Genomic DNA, 21453 nt, shown 5'->3' on the forward strand with positions numbered 1-21453 from the left:
TCGCCTTCTCATGTTGCGCGTCACCAAACTCACCGATTACGCCACCGTCGTGTTGACCGTCCTGGCAGCGCGCTGTGGGCAGGTGCTCAGCGCCAGCGAACTGGCCGAGCAGGCCGGCCTGGAACCGCCGACCGTGAGCAAGATCCTCAAGCCGCTGTCGCAGGCAGGCCTGGTCGAAGGGCTGCGCGGCGTGCATGGCGGCTACCGCCTGGCGCGCGCGGCCAGCGAGATCACGCTGGTGGAGATCGTCGAGGCGATGGAAGGCCCGCTGGCGATCACCGAATGCAGCCAGGACCACAGCCAGTGCGGCATCGCGCAGACATGCGGGGTGCGCTCCAACTGGCGCCTGATCAACGACGTGGTCGGCGATGCATTGCGTCGCGTCACGCTCGCCCAGATGTTGCAGCCCCTCTCTCTCCCTGGCGACGGCCGTCGGCGTTCCATCGCCGCACGCGTCGCGACCACCTGACCCTGTAGGCAGCCCGATGGCCACCGAACTTGCACCCCCGCAGAATGCCGAAATCATCGAACGGTTGGGCCGACGCTATGACGCCGGCTTCATCACCGAGATCGAATCGGACTCGCTCCCGCCCGGCCTGGACGAGGACGTCATCCGTGCGTTGTCGGCCAAGAAAGACGAGCCGCAATGGATGACCGACTGGCGTCTTGAGGCGTATCGGCACTGGCTGAAGATGCCGATGCCGGAATGGGCGAAATTGAAGGTTTCGCCGATCGATTTCCAGGCATTGAGCTATTACTCCGCGCCCAAGGGCCCGAAGTACGCCTCGCTGGACGACGTGCCCAAGGAACTGCTCGACACCTACGACAAGCTCGGCGTGCCGTTGCACGAGCGCGCCCGGCTGGCCGGCGTGGCAGTGGATGCGGTGTTCGACTCGGTCTCGGTCGGCACCACGTTCCGCAAGGAACTGGCCGAAAAGGGCGTGATCTTCTGCTCGATGTCCGAGGCCATCAAGGAACACCCGGAGATCGTCAAGCAGTATCTGGGCAGCGTGGTGCCGGTCGGCGACAACTATTTCGCCGCGCTCAACTCGGCGGTGTTCTCCGATGGCAGCTTCGTTTTCATCCCGAAGGGCGTGCGTTGCCCGATGGAACTGAGCACCTATTTCCGCATCAACGCCGGCCACACCGGGCAGTTCGAACGCACCTTGATCGTGTGCGAGGACAAGGCCTATGTGTCGTATCTGGAAGGCTGCACCGCGCCGATGCGCGATGAGAACCAGTTGCACGCGGCGGTGGTCGAGCTGGTGACGCTGGAAGATGCCGAAATCAAGTATTCGACCGTGCAGAACTGGTATCCGGGCGACGAGGAAGGCCGTGGCGGCATCTACAACTTCGTCACCAAGCGTGCCGAGTGCCGCGGCGCGCGCAGCAAGGTCACCTGGACCCAGGTCGAAACCGGTTCGGCGATCACCTGGAAGTATCCCTCCTGCGTGCTGCTCGGCGACGATTCGGTCGGCGAGTTCCATTCGGTGGCGCTGACCCATCACCGTCAGCAGGCCGATACCGGCACCAAGATGATCCACATCGGCAAGCGCACCAAGAGCAAGATCGTCAGCAAGGGCATCAGCGCCGGGCGCGGGCAGAACACCTATCGCGGCCTGGTCAAGGTGGACCGCAATGCCGATGGCGCGCGCAACTACACCCAGTGCGATTCGTTGTTGATCGGCAAGCAGTGCGGCGCGCATACCTTCCCCTACATCGAGGTGAAGAATCCCGGCGCCACCGTCGAGCACGAGGCCACCACCTCCAAGATCAGCGACGACCAGCTGTTCTATTGCCGCGCGCGCGGCATCAGCCAGGAAGACGCGGTGTCGCTGATCGTCGACGGCTTCTGCAAGCAGGTGTTCCGCGAGCTGCCGATGGAGTTCGCGGTGGAAGCCAAGAAGCTGCTGGAAGTCTCGCTGGAAGGCAGCGTCGGCTGACGCCGACGGAATCGGGAGTGGGGAATGGAGAATCGGTATTGGTTCTCTTTCCTGCTCCTTGCCGCGCCAACGTCTCGCATTACCCATTCCCTATTCTCGATTCCCTATTCCCATGCTTACGATCAACAACCTCCACGCCAGCATCGCCGGCAAAGACATCCTCAAGGGCCTGTCGCTGGACATCCAGCCGGGCCAGGTGCACGCCATCATGGGGCCCAACGGCGCCGGCAAGTCCACGCTGGGCAATGTGCTGGCCGGGCGCGACGGCTATGAAGTCAGCGCCGGCAGCGTGCAGTTCGAAGGCAAGGACCTGCTCGAGCTGCCGCCGGAAGAACGCGCGGCGGCCGGTCTGTTCCTGGCCTTCCAGTACCCGGTGGAAATCCCCGGCGTCAACAACACCTACTTCCTGCGCGCGGCCCTCAATGCACAGCGCAAGGCGCGTGGCGAGGACGAGCTGGACTCGATGCAGTTCCTCAAGCTGGTGCGGCAGAAACTGGCCGTGCTGCATCTGAAGGACGAGTTGCTGCACCGTGGTGTCAACGAAGGGTTCTCCGGTGGCGAGAAGAAGCGCAACGAAATCTTCCAGCTGGCCGTGCTCGAACCCAAGCTCGCCATCCTGGACGAGACCGATTCGGGCCTGGACATCGACGCGCTCAAGAGCGTGGCCGACGGCGTCAACGCGCTGCGCTCGCCGGAGCGTTCGTTCCTGGTGATCACCCACTATCAGCGCCTGCTCGACTACATCACCCCGGACGTGGTGCATGTCCTGGCCGAAGGCCGCATCGTGCAGAGCGGTGGCCCGGAACTGGCGCTGGAGCTGGAAAAGCACGGCTACCACTTCCTCAAGGACCGCGTGGTGCCCGAGGCGGCTGCCTGATGAGCGCCCTGCTGGAATCCCTCGCCCGTGGCTTCAGCGGCAACGATGCGCGCCGCGCCGAGCTCGATGCCGCGCTGCAGACCGGCCTGCCCGGCCCGCGCGCCGAAGCCTGGAAATACACCTCGCTGCGGCAGCTGGAGCGGCGCAGCTTCCAGCCCGCGCCGCTGGTACCGACGTTGATCGACGCCGCGTTGCTGGACGAGATCCCGTCGCCGCGGCTGGTATTCGTCAACGGCCGCCCGTCCGACGCACTGAGCGACCTGTCGACGCTGCCGGACGGCGTACAGCTGGACACCTTGTCCGCGTCGCTGGCCGCAGGCGACGACGCGCAGCAGTTGCTTGGCCGCCGTTTCGAAGGCAGCGATGAGATCTTCGCGCGCCTCAATGCCGCGCTTGCCGACGAAGGCGTGCTGATGCGCGTGCAGGACGGCGCGCAGATCGAGGCGCCGCTGCACCTGGTCTTCATCGGCGTGGCCGGCGAGCACGACCTGTCCTGGCACCACCGTCACCTGATTGAACTGCGCGCCGGCGCGGCGCTGAACGTGGTCGAGCATCACCTGCATGTCGGCCATGCCGCGCATCTGCACAACAGCCTGATGCATGTCCATCTGGCCCAGGATGCGGTGCTGTCGCATGCGCGCGTGCAGGCCGACAGTGCGCACGCAACGTCGCTGTTGCGCACCGACGCGGTGCTGGCGCGTAATGCGCGCTACCAGCGCGTGGATCTGGAACTGGGCGCCAACCTGTCGCGCCACGAGCTCAACGTGCGCCTGGAAGGCAACAACGCCCAGCTCACCGCCAATGGCGTGCTGCTCGGCAACGGCCGCCGCCATGTCGATACACGCCTGGGTATCGCGCACATCGCCCGCGACACCAGCTGCGAGCTGGTCTGGCGCGGCGTGGGCGCCGATCGCAGCCGGGTGGTCTTCCACGGCGGCATCAACATCCGTCCCGGCGCCGACGGCACCGACGCGCGGCTGTCGAACAAGAACCTGCTGCTGTCGGCCAATGCCGAGATCGATACCCAGCCGGTGCTGGTGATCGATGCCGAGGAAGTGCAGGCCGCGCATGGCGCCACCGTCGGCCAGCTCGACGACAATGCCTTGTTCTATCTGCGCTCGCGCGGCCTGCCGCAGGCCGAGGCGCAGCGTTTGCTGAGCGCCGCGTTCTGCCACGAGCCGCTGCGCATGCTGCCCAGCGCGCTGGGCGCGGTGCTGGCGCTGCAGCTGGATCGCGCACTGACCTCGGCAGGCGTGGCATGAACGCGCCCGCCACCACGCACCTCGCCGCGCCGGACTGGGAGCGCGTGCGCTCGGATTTCCCGTTGCTGATGCGGCAGGTGCATGGCAAGCCGCTGATCTATTTCGACAACGCCAACACCGGGCAGAAGCCGCTGCAGGTCATCGCCGCGACCGACGAGTTCTATCGTCGCCAAAACGCCAACGTGAGCCGCGCAGTGCATGCGCTGGGCACCGAGGCCACCGATGCCTTCGAAGGCGCGCGCAGCAAGCTGGCACGCTTTCTCAACGTACGCGCCGACGAACTGGTGCTGTGCAGCGGCACGACCTTTGCGATCAACCTGGTCGCCTATTCCTGGGCGCTGCCGCGCCTGGGCGCCGGCGATGTGATCCTGATCTCGCGCATGGAGCACCACGCCAACATCGTGCCGTGGCAGCTGGTGGCGCAACGCACCGGCGCCACCATTCGCGTGGCCGAGATCACCTCGGACGGCGCGCTGGATCTGGACGCCTTGCGCAAGGCGATGACGCCGCAGGTCAAGCTGCTGGCGATCACGCATGTGTCCAATGTGCTGGGCACGGTCAATCCGGTGCGCGAGATCTGCCGCGAGGCGCGCAAGCGCGGCATCGTCACCGTGGTGGATGGCTCGCAGGCGGCGCCGCATCGGCGTATCGACGTGGCCGGCATCGGCTGCGATTTCTACGCCATCACCGGCCACAAGATGTGCGGGCCCACCGGCACCGGCGCACTGTGGGCGCGTCGCGAACACCTGCAGGCGATGCCGCCGTTCCTGGGCGGCGGCGAGATGATCAAGGAAGTGAGTTTCGAGGGCACGGTGTTCAATGATGCCCCGCACAAGTTCGAAGCCGGCACGCCCAACATCGCCGGATTCATCGGCCTGGGCTCCGCGGTCGATTACCTGGAGTCGGTCGGCCTGGCGCATGTGGAAGCGCGCGAGGCCGAGCTGCTGGCGCACTTCACCGAGGAGCTGCAGCGCATCGACGGCCTGCGCATCTTCGGCACCACGCCGGACAAGGCCGCGGTGGTGTCGTTCCTGATCGAAGGCGCGCATGCCCACGACCTGGCCACCCTGCTCGACCTGGAAGGCGTCGCGGTGCGCTCGGGCCAGCACTGCGCGCACCCGCTGCTGCAGTACTACGGCGTCGCCGCCACCTGCCGCGCCTCGCTGGCCTTCTACAACACGCACGACGAGATCGAGCGCTTCGTTGCTGCGCTGGTGAAGGTGCGTCGCCTGCTGGGTTGAAGGCGGGGATTGGGGATTCGGCATTGGGGATTCGGAAGACCCCTTCGCTACCCTGCAGCGCGTGCGCGCTACCCTGCAGCGCGTGCGCCAGACCTCCGTGCGTTGGCGCACGTGTCCATGACAAGACTCAGAGCAACGCCGCAATCCAGGCGTCCGACACGGCATAAGAAACAGCGTTCTTGCGCTTTTACGAATCCCAAATCCCGACTCCCGCTAAACTGCTCCCATGCAGACCACCACCTTCCGTACCGCCACCGTCGACGATATCGACGCCCTCGTGTCACTGGTGACCTCGGCCTATCGCGGTGATGTCAGCCGGGTGGGCTGGACCACCGAGGCCGACTTTCTCGACGGCGCGCGGATCGATCCTGCAGTCCTGCGCGAGGACCTGCTGCGCGATCGCAGCCTGGTGCTGCTGGTCGAACAGGACAGGCGCCTGCTGGCCTGTGCGCATATCGCCGACGACCAGGGTGCCGGCTACTTCGGCATGTTTGCGGTCGACCCCGCGCTGCAGGGCAGCGGGCTGGGCAAGACGCTGCTGGCCGAGGCCGAGCGTATCGCCCACAGCGAGTGGCAGCTGCCGGTAATGCGCATGACGGTGATCGACATTCGCGCCGAGCTGATCGCGTTCTATGAGCGACGCGGCTACCGCCGCACCGGCATCACCAAACCGTTCCCGTATGGCGACGCGCGTTTCGGCGTGCCGCTGCGCCAGGACCTGCGCTTCGAGGTGCTGGAAAAACCGCTCGGCGGCGCAGCGCTGTGAGCGACACCTGGACCTTTGTCTGCGCCAGCGAGGCGCTGCTGCCCGGCGAGCTGCAGACCGTCTGGGACGAGGTAACCGATGCCCCGATCGTGATCTTCAACCTCGACGGCGAGCTGTACGCGCTGGAAGACCGCTGCAGTCACGAAGATTATGAATTGTCGCCGGGCACGTTCGACCCCGTAGAAGGCAGCATCGAGTGCCTGCTGCACAGCGCCCGCTTCGACATCCGCGACGGCCGCCCGCTGTGCGCACCGGCTTACACTGCGGTGCCCAAGTTCCCGGTCAAGCGCGAACACGGCGGCATCTGGACCCGCGACGACCGCTGACAACGGCCGCATCCGCGCGCGATACGGCAGCCGTAAGTGGAGGCCACGCATGGCGCTGATCTGCAGTGGGTCGCTGTGCTGCATGCGCACCCGGAGTCCGCGGCTCCGCCCTGCATGGGAACACCCCCTGCCATGTCAGCAAGCACGGCCGGCTGGAGCGCGGCTGTTGGGCCGGCGAGCAGGCGCGGACACACGCATCTCCCACGCATCTCTGCCTTGGTACTGCAGCTGCCTGATGCCTCAGGCGGTGCGGTTGCCCCTTGGCCTGGCAGGCGCCAAGAAAGATTGCAAAGAAGAATGATTTGCATTTAAGATCTCAGCCCTTCAGGCCTTCTTAACAACTGGCCTGCCCTGCCATCCCATGCGCCCAACCCTGCTCGACACGTTTTTCCTGACCTTGCCCCGCATGCGCCTGGCTGCGCAGCGCTTGCGTGTGTCCGGACACTGGTCGGGCCGACTGGCCGCCTCGGGCTAGCGGGCGCGCTCCCCGACCTGCCTTCCCATCCCGCATCCGCCGAGCCATCGCCAGGCCGGAGCCTCGCTTTCCTCTTCGAGACGCCTCATGACTCCCAGGATTTCCCCGCTCACCTCGGCCGTGCTGCTGACGCTGTCCGCTCCTGCCTTCGCCCAGCCCGGCGATGCGCCGGCGCCTCCGGGCGCGGTCGATCTGGACGCCATCCGGGTGCAGCAGGAACGTGCGCAAAAGCCGTCCTCGCCCAAGTACACCGAGGTGCTACGCGACACGCCGCAGACGATCACCGTGGTCACCAAGCAGACCATGGACCAGCAGAACCTGCTGTCGCTGCGCGACGTGCTGAGCACCCTGCCCGGCATCACCTTCGGCGCGGGCGAAGGCGGCGGCGGCTATGGCGACAGCATCAACCTGCGCGGCTTCACCGCCAGCAGCGACATCACCACCGATGGCGTGCGCGACAGCGCGCAGTACAGCCGCAGCGACACCTTCAACCTGGAAGCGGTGGAGCTGATCAACGGCGCCAACTCGGCCATGTCCGGCGCCGGTTCGGTCGGTGGCAACATCAATCTGGTGACCAAGACCGCCGGCCAGGGCGACTTCACCAACGTCGTGGTCGGTGGCGGCAGCGACCGCTATGGCCGGCTGACCGCCGACAGCAATTACGATTTCGACAACGGCACCGCCGTGCGCCTGAACGCGATGGGCCACACCCAGGACGTGCCGGGGCGCGATGAGGAATTCCGGCATCGCTGGGGGTTTGCGCCGTCGGTGGCCTTCGGCCTGGGCTCGGATACCCGCTTCACCCTGAGCTACCTGCACCAGCACGACAACAACCTTCCGCAGTACGGCGTGCCGTTCGCGCTCAGCCCGTTCAACGACGGTCCGCTGCCGGGCGTGGACCCGGAAACCTTCTTCGGCTACCGCAACACCTCGCGTCAGGACATCGACGTGGACATGCTGACCGGCGTGCTGGAAATGGACTTGGACGACAACGTCAAGCTGCGCAGCCTGGCGCGCGTGCAGCGGGTCGACCAGACCACCAACGCCACCGCGCTGCAGGGCACCTGGTGCCTGCCCGACGGCACCGATCCGTACACCGGCCGCGCCTGCGCCGGCCAGCCGGCGGCCAGCTGGAATCCGAACAGCGGCCCGCGCGGCCTGGTACGCGAGACGGAGAACTTCATCGCGCACAGCCAGACCGACCTGACCGCCACCTTGCATACCGGCGCCATCGAGCACCGCGTGGTCGCTGGCGTGGCCTTCAGCAAGGAAGACTTCGAACTCGACAGCGGCACCACCTTCCGCAATGCCGATGGCTCCACCACCGGCATCACCTATCCGCTGCAGTCCTTCGACAATCCCTACAACGTCTGGACCGGCCCGCAGAACTATTTCCGCACCGGGCGCAGCAAGGGCAGCCTGACCAACCAGGCGGTGTACCTGTTCGATACCTTGCAGTTCAACGAGCAATGGATGCTCAACCTGGGCGGCCGCTACGAGCACAACGAAGGCGACAGCACCACCTATACCGTCAACGCCGCCGGCAACGTCACCGGTGTGAGCCCGGGCTTCCCGGCCGGCAGCGAAGAGGACCTGTTCTCGTATCGCGCCGGCCTGGTCTTCAAGCCGGCCGAGAACGCCAGCCTGTACCTGTCCTACGCCAACAGCAAGACGCCGTCCAAGGCCTCGGTCAACGGCTCGTGCACGCCGATCGCCACTGCCACCGCCGGCGCCAACTGCAATGTCGAGCCGGAGACGGCGGTCAACATCGAACTGGGCGGCAAGTGGGACGTGCTGGACCAGCGCCTGGCACTGACCGCTGCGGTGTTCCGCAATGAGCGCGAAAACTACAAGGTCAACAGCGGCGACCCGCTGATTCCCGAGCAGGTGCTGGACGGCAAGGCGCGCGTGGACGGCGTCGCGCTTGGCGCCGCCGGTTACCTGACCGAGCGCTGGTCGATCTTCGCCAACTACACCTTCCTGGACAGCGAAGTGCTGCAGAGCGTGTCCAACCGCACCGAGAGCCTCACCGGCGACCCGGTGGCCGGACGCGAGCTGGTGCAGACCCCGCGCAATGCCGGCAACATCTGGACCACCTACACGCTCAACCAGTGGACCTTCGGCTACGGCGTCACCTACCAGGGCGGCTTCTATCCGAATAATTCCTCGGCGGCCGCCTACATCAAGACCGATGACTACTGGCTGCACCGCGCGATGGTCGGCCTGCGCGTCAACGACTGGCTCAGCCTGCAGTTGAACGTCAACAACCTGTTCGACGAGGAGTACTACACCAGCGTGCGCAACAACCTCACCGTCAACGCCGCAGGGATTGTCACGGCGGGCAATGGCTGGGCAATTCCTGGCGAAGGCCGCTCGGCGGTGTTGAGCGCCACGTTTAGTTTCTAAGCCTCCGGCACGCCGCCCGCACGGTGCGGGCGGCGTGGAGATCTGCCCATGTTGCTGCCCATTCCCGATGTCCTCACCCCCGCACAACTCGGCGAGTTGCGGGCACGGCTGGACGCAGCCGACTGGGCGGACGGCCGCATCACTGCCGGCCATCAGTCCGCGCAGGCCAAGGACAACGCACAACTGCCCGAAGACAGCGCCATTGCACGCGAAGCCGGCGCGCTGGTGCTCGAGGCGCTCGCGCGCAACAGCACGTTCTTTTCGGCGGTGTTGCCGCGGCGCATCTATCCGCCGCTGTTCAACCGCTACAGCGGCGGGCAGTCGTTCGGGTATCACGTCGACAACGCGATCCGTTACGACCGCAGTCGCGGCGGCGCAGATCCCATCCGCACCGACGTCTCCGCCACCTTGTTTCTCAGCGACCCGGACAGCTACGACGGCGGCGAGCTGGTGATCGAAGACACCTACGGCACGCAGTCGGTGAAACTGCCGGCCGGGCACCTGGTGATCTATCCCGGCACCAGCCTGCATCGGGTGATGCCGGTGACCCGCGGCGCCCGTGTGGCGTGTTTCTTCTGGACGCAAAGCATGTTGCGCGACGATGCGCAGCGGCGCCTGCTGTTCGAACTGGATGTGTCCATCCGGCGGCTGACCCAGGACACCCCCGGCCATCCGTCGCTGATCCAGCTCACCGGCGTGTACCACAACCTGTTGCGGCAATGGGCCGATGTCTGAGCCCACACTGGACCCCACGCAGTTGATCGACCTGCTGCGCACCCACCCCGATCGCGCGATCGCATGGCTGCGCAAGGCCGCCGAGCGCCAGGATCTGGCGGCGCAACTGCTGCTCGCGCAGCTCTACGCCGAGGGCCGCGGCATCCCCGCCGATCCGGCCATGGCCATGCTGTGGTACGAGGTGGCCGCCAATGCCGGGCATGCGGAAGCGATGAACCAGTTGGGGCGTTGCCATGAACTGGGCTTCGGCACCGCGTGCAACGAGGTGCTGGCGGCGCTGTGGTATCGCCGCGCCGCCGAACATGGCCTGGATTGGGGCATGTACAACCTCGCGCATCTGTACGGCTCCGGGCGTGGCGTGCCACAGGACCACGCCCAGGCGCTGGCGCTGTACCGCACGGCCGCCGAACGCGGGCACGCCAAGTCGATGAACTTTGTGGCGCGCTATCTCGACCAGGGCCTGGCCTGCACCGCGGATCCGATCGCTGCGCGCCACTGGTATCGCCGCTCTGCAGAAGCAGGCGATTTTCGCGGCCAGGCCAGTTACGCCACCTTGCTCGCGGATGCCGGCGACCTCGATCAGGCCGAGCGCTGGATGCGCCGTGCGATCGCCGGCGGGCATGCCGGCTTCCTGCAACAGCTCACGCCGTTGCTGGCGAGTGCAACGCACCTACGTCTGCGCGCGTTGCTGAGCGAAGTGACCGCGCGGCAATCGCAGTTGCAGCCGTCCCCGGCAGCGGACGTGGCCTGAGCGCGGCATGGCCACTTCCAATGACACCCTGGCCACCACGCAGCAACGCCGCGGCTTCTGGCTGCGCATGCTGCATCAATGGCACTGGATCAGTTCGGCGCTGTGCCTGATCGGCATGCTGCTGTTCACCATCACCGGGCTGACCTTGAATCACGCCGCGCGCATCGAAGCCAGCCCCTCGACCGAACACCGCACGCTCACGCTGCCGCCGGCACTGCTCAAGTCCCTGGGCACCCGCGAAGATGGCGACGCCCCGCTGCCGCCACGCGTAGCGCACTGGCTGGGGCGTGAGCTGGAGATCAGCATCGGCACGCGCAACGGCGAATGGTCGGCCGACGAGGTGTACCTGGCGCTGCCGCGCCCCGGCGGCGATGCGTGGCTGAGCCTGGATCGCAACACCGGCGCGATCGAATACGAGCGTACCGGGCGCGGCGCCATCGCTTATCTCAACGACCTGCACAAGGGCCGTAACGCAGGGCCGGCCTGGGGCTGGTTCATCGACGTGTTCGCCATCGCCTGCCTGGTGTTCTGCATCACCGGGTTGTTCCTGCTGCATCTGCATGCGCGCCAGCGCCGCATGACCTGGCCGCTGGTCGGCCTGGGCCTGCTGATTCCGTTGCTGCTCGCCCTGCTGTTGATCCACTGACCTTTCTACCGGAGACGATCATGCGCGCCACCCTGACCATCGCCCTGAGCGGCCTGCTCGCCATGCCGGCATACGCCGCCACGCTCGACATCAACGTGGAGATTCCCAAGCTCAACGTCGCCGAGTACCACCGCCCGTATGTGGCGATCTGGCTGGAAGGCGCGGACCAGAAGGTCGCCGCCAACCTGGCGGTCTGGTATCAATCCAAGGACACCGCCGAAGGCCATGGCACCAAGTGGCTGCCGGACCTGCGCCAGTGGTGGCGCAAGAGCGGGCGCACCCTGGAGGTGCCGGTCGACGGCGTCACCGGCCCCACCCGCCCGGCCGGCGCGCATGCGCTGTCGTTCTCCGACACCAAGGGCGCATTGACGTCGCTGCCGGCCGGCCAGTACACGCTGGTGGTGGAAGCCGCGCGCGAGGTCGGCGGCCGCGAACTGGTCAAGGTGCCTTTCAGCTGGCCGGCAAAGGCGCCGCAGAGCGCCAAGGCCAGTGGCAGCAGCGAACTGGGCGCCGTCAGCCTGGTCGCCAAGCCGTAACGCCTGGCGTCGGCCGGTGGCGCGGGCCGCTTGCGTCCCTGCCCCGCTGGCGCCCGCTGCAGCCGCTTCAGCAGATCGTCTCCCGCTTTTTTGTCCCACGCATCCAGCCAGCGCAGCGACGCGCGCTGATCAGACACGTGCCCACCGCCCTTATCGTCCTTCAAGGAGTTGTCATGCAACGTTCGCTCGTCCTGGTCGCCCTGCTCGCCGCACTGCCGGTCAGCGCATTCGCCCACAAGGCCTGGTTGCTGCCGTCGCAGACCGTCATCGCCGGTGAGGCCCCGTGGATCACCGTGGATGCGGCGGTCTCCAACGACCTGTTCTACTTCAATCACGTGCCGCTGCGCCTGGACAAGCTGAGCATCACCGCACCCGATGGCAGCGCGCTCACGCCGGAAAATCCGGCCACCGGCAAGTACCGCAGCGTGTTCGATCTGCAGCTCACCCAACCCGGCACCTACAAGCTGAGCATCGTCAACGCCGGCCTGTTCGCCAGCTGGAAGGAAGACGGCAAGCCCAAGCGCTGGCGCGGCGACGAAGCCCGCTTCGCCACCGAGGTGCCGAAGAACGCGCAGGACCTGCAGGTCTCGCAGTCCTTCAATCGCGTGGAAACCTTCGTCACCCGCGGCGCGCCGACCACCACCGTGTTCAAGCCCAGCGGCAAGGGCATCGAGCTGGTGCCGGTGACCCATCCCAACGATCTGGTCGCCGGCGAGGCGGCGCAGTTCACGCTGCAACTGGATGGCAAGCCGGCGGCCGGGCTGGAGATCGAGATCGTGCGCGGCGGTACCCGCTATCGCGATGCGCAGAACGAGATCAAGCTCACCACCGATGCCAAGGGCGGCTTCAGCGTGACCTGGCCGGAGGCCGGTATGTACTGGCTGGAAACCACCACCGAAGACAAGAAAATCTCCCTCCCGCAGGCCAAGCAGCGCCGCCTGGGCTATGTCGCCACGCTGGAAGTGCTGCCGCAGTAATCTGCCGGCACACGGCAGGAGCGCGCACAGCGTGCATCCTGCCGCCCCATCTTCATACGATCCGTCCATGCCCGTACCGTCTTCCTCCGACCACGCCATTGCCACGCTCGGCGGCCGCAGCATGGGCACCACCTGGAGCGTGAAGCTGGTGGCGCCGCGCGGACGCGATCTGCACCCCTTGCATGCGTGCATCCAGGCCGCACTGGACCGCGTGGTTGCGCAGATGAGCACCTGGGAAGCCGATTCGGATATCAGCCGTTACAACCGCGCACCGCCAGGCAGCTGGCACCGCCTGCCCGACGAATTCCACGCGGTGCTGAGCGCCGCACTGGAGATTGCACAGGCCAGCGATGGCGCCTTCGATCCCACCGTCGGCCCGATGGTCGAGCTATGGGGTTTCGGCGCTGCCGGAGGGCGTCAGCGCGTGCCGACAGCAGAGGCGATCGCATTGGCCAGCCTGCGCTGCGGCTGGCAGCGCCTGCGGCTGGATGGCAGGCGCGTGCTGCAGCCGGGCGCAGCAGCACTGGATCTGTCCGGCATCGCCAAAGGGTTTGGTGTGGACTGCGTGCATCGCGCCTTGCTGCAGTCGGGGATCGACAGTGCCTTGATCGAGGTCGGCGGCGAATTGTTAGGCTACGGGCGCAAGCCCGATGGCAACGTGTGGCGCGTGCTGGTCGAATCGGCCCCCGACGAAGATGCCGGCACCGCGCTGCCGGCACGGGTGCTGGCACTGGCGGGGCTGGCAGTGGCCACCTCCGGCGATCGCTGGCACCGCTTCGATGCCGATGGCACGCGCTATACACATACCTTCGACCCACGCAGCGGCACGCCCGTTCCGCATGCCCCCGCGGCGGTCACCGTACTGGCTCCCGATGCGATGCAAGCCGATGCCTGGGCCACCGCGATGACCGTGCTCGGCGTCGCTGTCGGTCTTACCTATGCACGCAAGGCGGACCTGGCCGTGCGATTTCTGGTGCGCAAGGACGGCATTCTGCTCGAATCCATGAGCCCTGCCTTCGAACGCCACCTGTCCGCGTCATGAGCAGCGCCACCTCACGCGTGTGGCTGGGCAATGGGCTGGTTCTGCTGCCGCTTGCCGGCGTCGTCGGCTGGCTGGGCGGCCTGCATGACGGCACATGGTGGAGTGCTCCCACGCCGCAGCGCTGGCAACTGGCGGCTCTTGGCCTGGCGCTGTATCTGGGCCTGTGCACGGCCGTGCTGCTGCGTGCGCGCACGCGTGTTGGCGCACAACGCGCAGACGCCAGCGGCATGTTGATCGTCTGGGCAAGCCAGACCGGATTTGCGCGCGAACTGGCGCAACGCAGCGTTGCCGCGCTGCGATCGGCAGGCGTCGGCGCGCATGCGCTGCCGATCGAGGCCGTCGATCGCGATCAACTCGTACGCGTGCCGCGGCTGCTGTGCATCGTCAGCACCACCGGCGAAGGCGATGCACCCGACCACGCGCAGTCGGCCGAGCGCAGTTGGCTTGCCGACGACGCGCAGGATCTGACTGCCGTGCAGTACGCGGTGCTGGCCCTGGGCGACCGTGGTTATGCGCACTTCTGCGCGTTCGGCCGGCGCCTCGACGATCGCCTGCAGGCGCGCGGCGCCACGCGCCTGTTCGAGCGCATCGAGGTCGATAACGCCGACCCGAACGCACTGCAGCACTGGCAACGCCGTCTGGCGGAACTGGCGCCCGCCCTCGCGACGCAATCGGACTGGAGCCTGCCGACCTACACCGCCTGGCAGCTATGCGAGCGCATCCACGTCAATCCCGGCAGCGCGGGCGCACCGACTTACCGGCTGCGCCTGGTGCCATGCGATGGCGCGTTGCCGCACTGGAGCGCAGGCGACATCGCGGAGATTGCACCGCGTAATACGCCGGACGCGGTGGAGTCCTGGCTGCAGCGCAACCAACGCGATGGCGCGCAGCATATCGACGGCCGCCCCCTGCGCGACTGGCTCGGCGGCGCGCAACTTCCCGTCGATGCCGATGCCGCTCTCGGTATCGATGTGGGTGCCGGTGCCAGTCCCTATGCAGAAGCAGAAGCCGGAGGCGAAAGTGGCCCAGGTGTGGGTACGAATACAGAGGCGGCTGCAGGCATAGCTACAAGGACAGGCCTGAGCTCAGCAATGGACGCAGAAGCAATGGTGCGCCGCCTGGCCGCCCTGCCCCATCGCGACTACTCGCTTGCCTCCATTCCCGAGGAAGGCCATGCCGAACTGCTGGTGCGCGAGCACCGGCACGCCGACGGCAGCCTGGGCCTGGGTAGCGGCTGGCTCTGCGTCCATGCACCGATCGGCGCAGCCATCGCGCTGCGCCTGCGCAGCAACCCCGGCTTCCACCCGCCCGCACCCGAGCAGCCGATGCTGCTGATCGGCAACGGCACCGGCATCGCCGGTCTGCGCGCGCATCTACGTGCACGCATCGCGACCGGCGCGCGTCGTAACTGGCTGCTGTTCGGCGAGCGCAATGCCGCGCACGACGCGCTGTACGCCGACGAGCTGCAGCAGTGGCAGCAGGATGGCTGGATCGAGCGCCTGGAGCTTGTCTACTCGCGCGATCGGCAACAGCCACCACATTATGTCCAACACGCACTGGCCGCCGCTGCCGACCGCTTGCGTCATTGGGTTGATCAAGGCGCCTGCATCTACGTCTGCGGCAGCCTGCGCGGCATGGCACCGGAGCTTGACCGGACCCTGGATGCCATTCTCGGTGCCGAGGTCAGACAGGAACTGCTACGCAACGGCCGCTATCGCCGCGACGTGTATTGAATCCTCGGGTGTAGCGCTGCCAACAGCGATCAACGCAGCGACGACTTGGCAGCCAGGCCAGCGCGCCCGTTCCTGCAATCCGCATCATCGATGCCTGCGGTGGCTGTGCGCTCACCGCATAAGTGAAACGCCCTAGACCGGACTCACCCGGATCGCCAGCAACTCGCCGCCGCCATCGAGCACATAGCGGGTGCGCGTGGAGGCACTCAGCCATGCGGTATCGCCGGCAGCCAATGGTGGCAAGCCGCTGTCGCGCCCAAAGCTGGCCTGGCCTGCGAGCAGATGGATCGCCCAGGCGCTGCCCGGATCGGCAAAAAACAGCATGGTGCCGACCAGCGGCCGATGCAGTAGTTGGGTCTGCAGCAGATCGCGCCGCCACATCAGATTGAAATCCTGGGTTGGCCCGTCGAGCAGCGTCGCATGCACCCTTTCTTCGCCTGCGAATCGGACGCGCTGGTACGGCGGCAGCAATGTGCAGCTGCCATGATTGCCGCCAGCAGCACCGATGCCACCATCGCCTCCAGCATCATGGCTGCCACGCCCAGCGCCACCGCCCTCATTGTCGCTGCCGCTATCGTTTTTGCCGCCAGTGTCGCCGCCAGTCGCAGTAGGAGTAGGAGTACCAATGCCTGCACCTGCACCTACACCTGCACCTGCACCTACACTTCCACCTGCACTTCTGTCGCAGCCAGCATCACCAAACTGCAGCCGCATGCCATTGCCATGCAACAGCACCAGCTCGCGATCGATGCCTGGGAATGCGGAAAACACCGCATCCTGTTCGATCTCGGCGATCGACAGGCGTAGCGCCCACGCGTCGGCATCGCCGAGGCACAGGATCTCGCGCGTCCAGCCCAATTGATTGCGCCACCGCTCGCGGCGGTAGTCAGTGGCCGGAATCACCCGGCTGCTCAGGTCTGTGGGCTGCATCGGCGCATTGTGCCTGAAGCGCTGCGGTGGTCCGTCATCCCCGGCTCGGCGCGCCAGCGTATCGACCGGGCTCCGCGACAGATGCGGGCAATACCATCAACCAATAATGCTGGGCACGTGCTGGCAACCAGCAATCACCTGCAAGATGCCGCTGAGCAGACGGAGGCCTGCAGTTGAAGCGTATGCCCATAGGCTGACGGTTGACCAGCGGAGTGGGCTTACCGCCAGGGGCAGAGCGCTACGGGTGGCCCACTGCATCACTCATTTCCGCCGCACCATCGGCGTCCCCGGAATGGCCACGCGCACCAGCCAATCCGCGCCGAGTCCCCAAAACGAAAAACGCCCGGCTGCACGTCCAAGTGCAACACCGGGCGATTCCACGTCCCTGTCGGCTTCCAGCCATCCCCCGGACATCCTGTCCAGTTAGGTTGCGGCCACGCATCCTCGCGTCGAACCGTATCTCGGATCCTTTCCCCTTAACGCCGTCCCACCGGTTTCACCGCCGCCCCCTTGGCAGCCTTCTTGGCGGGAGCCATCGTGGCTCCTACTTCGATCAGGTCGCGATTCCGTTCGACCGTCTTGAGTCCGATGCCCTTGACCAGTGCCAGTTCCTCGGCACTTTTGAAGGGACCGTTTGCCTGACGGTGCTCGACGATTGCCTCGGCTTTTGATCGCCCGACATTCGTCAGCACCTTGTCCAATTCCTCAGCAGACGCGGTGTTGATATCGACCTTGTCGAGTGCATACGCATTCGAGGACAACAGCAACGCCAGTAGCAGGGACTTCAGGACTACGGTAAATGACCTCATTGCAACGCTCCTTGTGGCTTGGGTGATGGTCCTAGCCAGCATTCCTGCCGGCGGAGCCAGTGTCCCGCGCCACATGCAGCAATCCTATCGCCAACGAACTTTTCACACAGCCGGTGAACTGCGCGCCGGCTTGTAGGGAAATACCTACCCCCAGGCACGGGCGTAGAATGTGCCGTTACGCCACGTATTCGGAGCCTCCATGGACAGCGCCAAGATCGACCAATTCATCAGCGACACCTGGGACCGCGAGATCGTCCCGCAATTGGTCGATTACATCCGCATTCCCAATAAATCGCCGATGTTCGACGCCGACTGGGTCGCGCACGGCTACATGGAGCAGGCCGTCACCCTGATGGAAACCTGGGCGCGCGCGCAGGCGATCGAGGGCATGCAGGTCGAGGTGGTGCGCCTGGAAGGCCGCACGCCGTTGATCTTCATCGAGATTCCGGCCACCGGCACCGAATCGGGCGACGACACCGTGCTGCTGTACGGCCACCTGGACAAGCAGCCGGAAATGACCGGCTGGGATGCCGACCTCGGTCCGTGGGAGCCGGTGCTGCGCGACGACAAGCTATACGGGCGCGGCGGCGCCGACGACGGCTATGCGATCTTCGGTTCGCTGGCGGCGGTGCTGGCGCTGCGTACCCAGGGCCTGCCGCATGCGCGCTGCGTGGTGCTGATCGAAGCCTGCGAGGAATCCGGCAGCTACGACCTGCCGGCCTATGTCGATCATCTGGCCGCACGCATCGGCAAGCCGTCGCTGGTGGTGTGCCTGGATTCGGGCTGCGGCAACTATGAGCAACTGTGGTGCACCACCTCGCTGCGCGGGCTGACCGGCGGCAACCTGAGCGTGAAGGTACTGGAGGAAGGCGTGCATTCGGGCGATGCCTCCGGCGTGGTGCCGTCCAGCTTCCGCCTGCTGCGCCAGTTGCTGTCGCGGATCGAGGACGAAGCCAGCGGCCGCATCCTGCTGGACGGACTGCACGTGGACGTGCCGGCCGAACGGCTGGCGCAGGCCAAGGCCGCGGCGGCGACGCTGGATACCGCCATCTTCGACAAGTTCCCGATGGTCGAGGGCCTGGTGCCGATGCATGACGACCTCACCGAGCTGGTGTTGAACCGCACCTGGCGCCCGGCGCTGTCGATCACCGGTGTGGACGGCATGCCGCCGCTGGCGTCGGCCGGCAACGTGCTGCGTCCGCAGACCGCAGTGAAGCTGTCGCTGCGGCTGCCGCCGACCGCCGACGGCAAGGCCTGCGGCGAACTGCTCAAGGAAGCGCTGCTGCGCGATCCGCCCAATGGCGCCCAGGTAACGCTGGAGCTGGAAAAGGCCTCGTCCGGCTGGAATGCGCCGGCGATGGCGCCGTGGCTGGAAAAGGCCATCGACGACGCCAGCCTGGCATTCTTCGACAAGCCGGCGATGTACATGGGCGAAGGCGGCTCGATCCCGTTCATGGGCATGCTGGGCGAGAAGTTCCCCGGCGCGCAGTTCATGATCACCGGCGTGCTCGGCCCGCATTCCAATGCGCATGGGCCGAACGAGTTCCTGCACATTCCGATGGGCAAGCGGGTGACGGCCTGCGTGTCCAAGGTGATTGCCGAGCATCACGCCGCCTGCCTGCGCGGCGAGACCAGCGGCTCGCCGGTGGCGGCCGACAGCGGCACCCGTCACGGCGGGCATGGCTGCTGCTGATTGATGCCTGGGCCGCCCCGCGCATGTCGGGGCGGCCCAGCGCCTCGCCATGCGCTGCGGCGCACGCATGGATGCAGCCCCAAACGCCATGGCGACAGCCAGCGCGGCACACGTGGTCGCGGCGGCGGCGAATGCTAGTCTGCCAATCCCCTCCCCTCAGTGCCTACGATGAACACTCTCTTCGGTAGCGACAGCTGGCTTTACATCATTCTGGTCGGCTTCGTGGTCGGGCTGCTGGCCCGTTTCATCACCCCTGGCACGCAGCGCCTGGGCTGCCTGCTGACCATCGTGCTGGGCATCGCCGGTGCACTGGTCGCCAGCTGGTTCGGCCGCTACATGGGCTGGTACCACGCCGGCGAACCGGCCGGTTTCCTCGGTGCGTTGCTGGGTGCGATCGCGATCCTGGCACTGCTGCGGCTGTTCAGCGGCAGCAAGCGTTGATCGAACCTGCGTCGTTTTCGACCAGGCTGCGCCTCACTTCACTACACAGCATTCACCCATGACGTCATCGTTGACTCCAGATACCGCGCGCGCTGCGCTCCGCCTGCAATGGGCGCAGCATGCGTTGAACGCCCCTGAGGTCACGCTGCAACGTGCCTCGGTCGATGCGGGATTCCGCAGTTACTGGCGTACCCAGGGACGCGGCGTGGACCGCATCCTGATGGATGCGCCACCTGCACTGGAAAATGTGGCGCCCTGGCTGCGCATGCACGCCCTGCTCGGCCAGCACGGCGTGCGGGTGCCGCAGGTGCTTGCACAGGATCTTGAAATCGGCTTCCTGCTGCTGGAAGACCTGGGCGTGCCGACCCTGGCGCAGGTACTGACCGACGCCAATGCCGACGCGTTGCTGGATGCTGCGATCACTCAGTTATTGCTGCTGCAGCGCATTCCGCCACCTGCCGACAGCGGCGAGTTCGGCGAGGCGCTGCTGCAACGCGATGCCGGCCTGTTCGAAGAATGGTTCCTCGGCCGCCACCTCGGCTTGCAGCTGGACTGCGGCCAGGCCGAGCAACTGCAGTTGGTGCAGCGCCGTTTGATGGACAACGCACTGGCGCAGCCGCGCGTGTTCACCCATCGCGATTTCATGCCGCGCAATCTGATGCCGGTCGGCGACGGGCCGGCGGTGCTGGATTTCCAGGATTGCGTGATCGGCCCGATCGCCTACGACCCGATCAGCCTGTTCAAGGACACCTCGGTGAGCTGGCCGCTGGCGCGCGTGGATGGCTGGCTGGAGCGCTACCACGCACGTGCGGCAGCGGCGGGGCTGCCGGTGCCGCCGCTGGCGCAATTCCTGCGCGATGCGGACTGGTTGGGCGTGCAGCGGCATCTGAAGAATCTCGGCATCTTCTCGCGCCTGAGCCATCGCGACGGCAAGCATTGGTATCTGGATAACGTGCCGCGTTTCATCACCTATCTGGACGAGGTGTTGCCGCGTCATCCGGACCTTGCGCCGCTGGTCGGCCTGCTGGAAAAGCTGGTCAAACCTGCCCTGGCGGCACGCTCCGCACAGGCCGGCGCATGAAGGCGCTGATCTTTGCGGCCGGGTTTGGCGAGCGTATGCGTCCGTTGACCGAGCGCACGCCCAAGCCGCTGCTGTCGGTCGGCGGCACACCGCTGATCGTCTGGCATCTGCGCAAGCTGGCCGCACTGGGCGTGGACGAGGTGGTGATCAATACCTCGTGGCTGGCCGACCAATTTCCGCAGGTACTGGGCGATGGCAGCGCGTTCGGGCTGCGGCTGACGTATTCCTTCGAGGGCGCCACCCCGCTGGAAACCGGCGGCGGCATGCTGCATGCATTGCCGTTGCTGGGCGATGCGCCGTTCCTGCTGGTCAACGGCGATATCTGGACCGATTTCGATTTCGCGCGGCTGTCGGCCGCGCCGGCGGGCCTGGCGCAGCTGGTGCTGGTCGACCGCCCCGCCTATGCAGCGCGCGCAGACTTTGCGTTGGATGCCGATGGCAAGGTGCGCGCGGACCTGCCGGCAACGCTCACCTATTCCGGCATCGGCATGTATCGACCGGCGCTGCTGCGCGACTGGCCATCGGTCATCGGCCAGCTGCCGGAGCCCAGCGGCGCGGCACCACGGTTTGCGCTGGCGCCAATCCTGCGCGCGCAGATGGCGGCAGGGCTGATCGATGGCATCCACCATGCCGGACGCTGGACCGATGTCGGCACGCTGCAGCGATTGGCAGAGCTGGATGCCCAGTTGCTGCGCGACGGCGGCTGACTGCAACCAAGCGCTGCAACCGGCCAGCCGCGCATCGTGCGTTGCTCGAACTACGCACACCAACCATCCTGACGGG

Annotated in this window: 21 protein-coding genes; 19 read left to right on the top strand and 2 right to left on the bottom strand. The window is 66.5% G+C overall.

Annotated elements, in window-relative coordinates; translation table 11 throughout:
- The first annotated feature begins 10 nt into the window (after window positions 1-10).
- The 15 genes from H7A86_RS14190 to H7A86_RS14260 all read left to right on the top strand — a co-directional run bounded on the left by H7A86_RS14190 (window position 11) and on the right by H7A86_RS14260 (window position 15716).
- Window positions 11-469 (top strand): SUF system Fe-S cluster assembly regulator, encoded by a 459-nt coding sequence (locus H7A86_RS14190; RefSeq protein WP_115677640.1) that lies wholly within the window; start codon window positions 11-13, stop codon window positions 467-469.
- 16 nt (window positions 470-485) lie between these two features.
- Window positions 486-1943, top strand: a complete 1458-nt coding sequence (gene sufB, locus H7A86_RS14195) for a Fe-S cluster assembly protein SufB (protein WP_104583080.1) — start codon at window positions 486-488, stop codon at window positions 1941-1943.
- A 112-nt stretch (window positions 1944-2055) separates the two neighbouring features.
- Window positions 2056-2820: a Fe-S cluster assembly ATPase SufC gene (gene sufC / locus H7A86_RS14200; protein WP_054591439.1), complete on the top strand. Its 765-nt coding sequence runs from the start codon at window positions 2056-2058 to the stop codon at window positions 2818-2820.
- On the top strand, window positions 2820-4082 hold the full coding sequence (gene sufD / locus H7A86_RS14205) for a Fe-S cluster assembly protein SufD (RefSeq protein ID WP_119131205.1): 1263 nt from the start codon (window positions 2820-2822) through the stop codon (window positions 4080-4082). Before sufC ends, sufD begins: the two co-directional genes overlap by 1 nt.
- Entirely contained in the window at window positions 4079-5323 is a 1245-nt protein-coding gene (locus H7A86_RS14210) for a cysteine desulfurase (protein ID WP_119131204.1), read from the top strand. Before sufD ends, H7A86_RS14210 begins: the two co-directional genes overlap by 4 nt.
- 226 nt (window positions 5324-5549) lie before the next feature.
- Window positions 5550-6089 carry a GNAT family N-acetyltransferase gene (locus tag H7A86_RS14215; protein WP_115677642.1) on the top strand — a complete coding sequence of 180 codons (540 nt, stop codon included), beginning with the start codon at window positions 5550-5552 and terminating at the stop codon, window positions 6087-6089.
- Entirely contained in the window at window positions 6086-6415 is a 330-nt protein-coding gene (locus H7A86_RS14220) for a non-heme iron oxygenase ferredoxin subunit (RefSeq protein WP_104583076.1), read from the top strand. The genes H7A86_RS14215 and H7A86_RS14220 overlap by 4 nt, the downstream gene beginning before the upstream one ends.
- Window positions 6416-6977: 562 nt before the next feature.
- Window positions 6978-9296 (top strand): TonB-dependent receptor, encoded by a 2319-nt coding sequence (locus H7A86_RS14225; protein ID WP_119131203.1) that lies wholly within the window; start codon window positions 6978-6980, stop codon window positions 9294-9296.
- A 48-nt stretch (window positions 9297-9344) separates the two neighbouring features.
- Window positions 9345-10031: a Fe2+-dependent dioxygenase gene (locus tag H7A86_RS14230; protein WP_104583074.1), complete on the top strand. Its 687-nt coding sequence runs from the start codon at window positions 9345-9347 to the stop codon at window positions 10029-10031.
- Complete coding sequence (locus tag H7A86_RS14235) at window positions 10024-10782, top strand: tetratricopeptide repeat protein (RefSeq protein WP_119131202.1); 759 nt, start codon at window positions 10024-10026, stop codon at window positions 10780-10782. The genes H7A86_RS14230 and H7A86_RS14235 overlap by 8 nt, the downstream gene beginning before the upstream one ends.
- A gap of 7 nt (window positions 10783-10789) precedes the next feature.
- Window positions 10790-11428: a PepSY-associated TM helix domain-containing protein gene (locus H7A86_RS14240; RefSeq protein WP_119131201.1), complete on the top strand. Its 639-nt coding sequence runs from the start codon at window positions 10790-10792 to the stop codon at window positions 11426-11428.
- A 20-nt stretch (window positions 11429-11448) separates the two neighbouring features.
- A complete protein-coding gene (locus H7A86_RS14245; protein WP_104648139.1) occupies window positions 11449-11964 on the top strand; it encodes a DUF2271 domain-containing protein in 516 nt (171 codons plus the stop codon).
- A gap of 173 nt (window positions 11965-12137) precedes the next feature.
- The gene (locus tag H7A86_RS14250; protein WP_119131200.1) at window positions 12138-12941 is read left to right on the top strand and encodes a DUF4198 domain-containing protein; all 804 of its coding nucleotides are present in this window, start codon (window positions 12138-12140) and stop codon (window positions 12939-12941) included.
- A gap of 67 nt (window positions 12942-13008) precedes the next feature.
- Window positions 13009-13983 (top strand): FAD:protein FMN transferase, encoded by a 975-nt coding sequence (locus tag H7A86_RS14255; RefSeq protein WP_180707897.1) that lies wholly within the window; start codon window positions 13009-13011, stop codon window positions 13981-13983.
- Window positions 13980-15716: a flavodoxin domain-containing protein gene (locus tag H7A86_RS14260; RefSeq protein WP_119131198.1), complete on the top strand. Its 1737-nt coding sequence runs from the start codon at window positions 13980-13982 to the stop codon at window positions 15714-15716. Before H7A86_RS14255 ends, H7A86_RS14260 begins: the two co-directional genes overlap by 4 nt.
- A gap of 132 nt (window positions 15717-15848) precedes the next feature.
- Here H7A86_RS14260 and H7A86_RS14265 read toward each other — a convergent pair whose 3' ends face one another.
- A complete protein-coding gene (locus H7A86_RS14265) occupies window positions 15849-16646 on the bottom strand; it encodes a HutD/Ves family protein (protein ID WP_119131197.1) in 798 nt (265 codons plus the stop codon).
- Between the two features lie 476 nt (window positions 16647-17122).
- On the bottom strand, window positions 17123-17497 hold the full coding sequence (locus tag H7A86_RS14270) for a ComEA family DNA-binding protein (RefSeq protein ID WP_321186573.1): 375 nt from the start codon (window positions 17495-17497) through the stop codon (window positions 17123-17125).
- Window positions 17498-17654: 157 nt separating this feature from the next.
- Here H7A86_RS14270 and H7A86_RS14275 point away from each other — a divergent pair, with 157 nt between their 5' ends.
- The 4 genes from H7A86_RS14275 (at window position 17655) to murU (ending at window position 21377) form a co-directional block, all read left to right on the top strand.
- Window positions 17655-19148 (top strand): M20 family metallopeptidase, encoded by a 1494-nt coding sequence (locus tag H7A86_RS14275; RefSeq protein ID WP_119131196.1) that lies wholly within the window; start codon window positions 17655-17657, stop codon window positions 19146-19148.
- A 168-nt stretch (window positions 19149-19316) separates the two neighbouring features.
- On the top strand, window positions 19317-19589 hold the full coding sequence (locus H7A86_RS14280; protein ID WP_104583065.1) for a GlsB/YeaQ/YmgE family stress response membrane protein: 273 nt from the start codon (window positions 19317-19319) through the stop codon (window positions 19587-19589).
- A gap of 58 nt (window positions 19590-19647) precedes the next feature.
- A complete protein-coding gene (locus H7A86_RS14285) occupies window positions 19648-20670 on the top strand; it encodes an aminoglycoside phosphotransferase family protein (RefSeq protein ID WP_119131195.1) in 1023 nt (340 codons plus the stop codon).
- A complete protein-coding gene (gene murU / locus H7A86_RS14290) occupies window positions 20667-21377 on the top strand; it encodes an N-acetylmuramate alpha-1-phosphate uridylyltransferase MurU (RefSeq protein WP_119131194.1) in 711 nt (236 codons plus the stop codon). The genes H7A86_RS14285 and murU overlap by 4 nt, the downstream gene beginning before the upstream one ends.
- Window positions 21378-21453: the final 76 nt, after the last annotated feature.

This window comes from Xanthomonas euroxanthea, from assembly GCF_903989455.1.
Lineage (GTDB): Bacteria > Pseudomonadota > Gammaproteobacteria > Xanthomonadales > Xanthomonadaceae > Xanthomonas > Xanthomonas euroxanthea.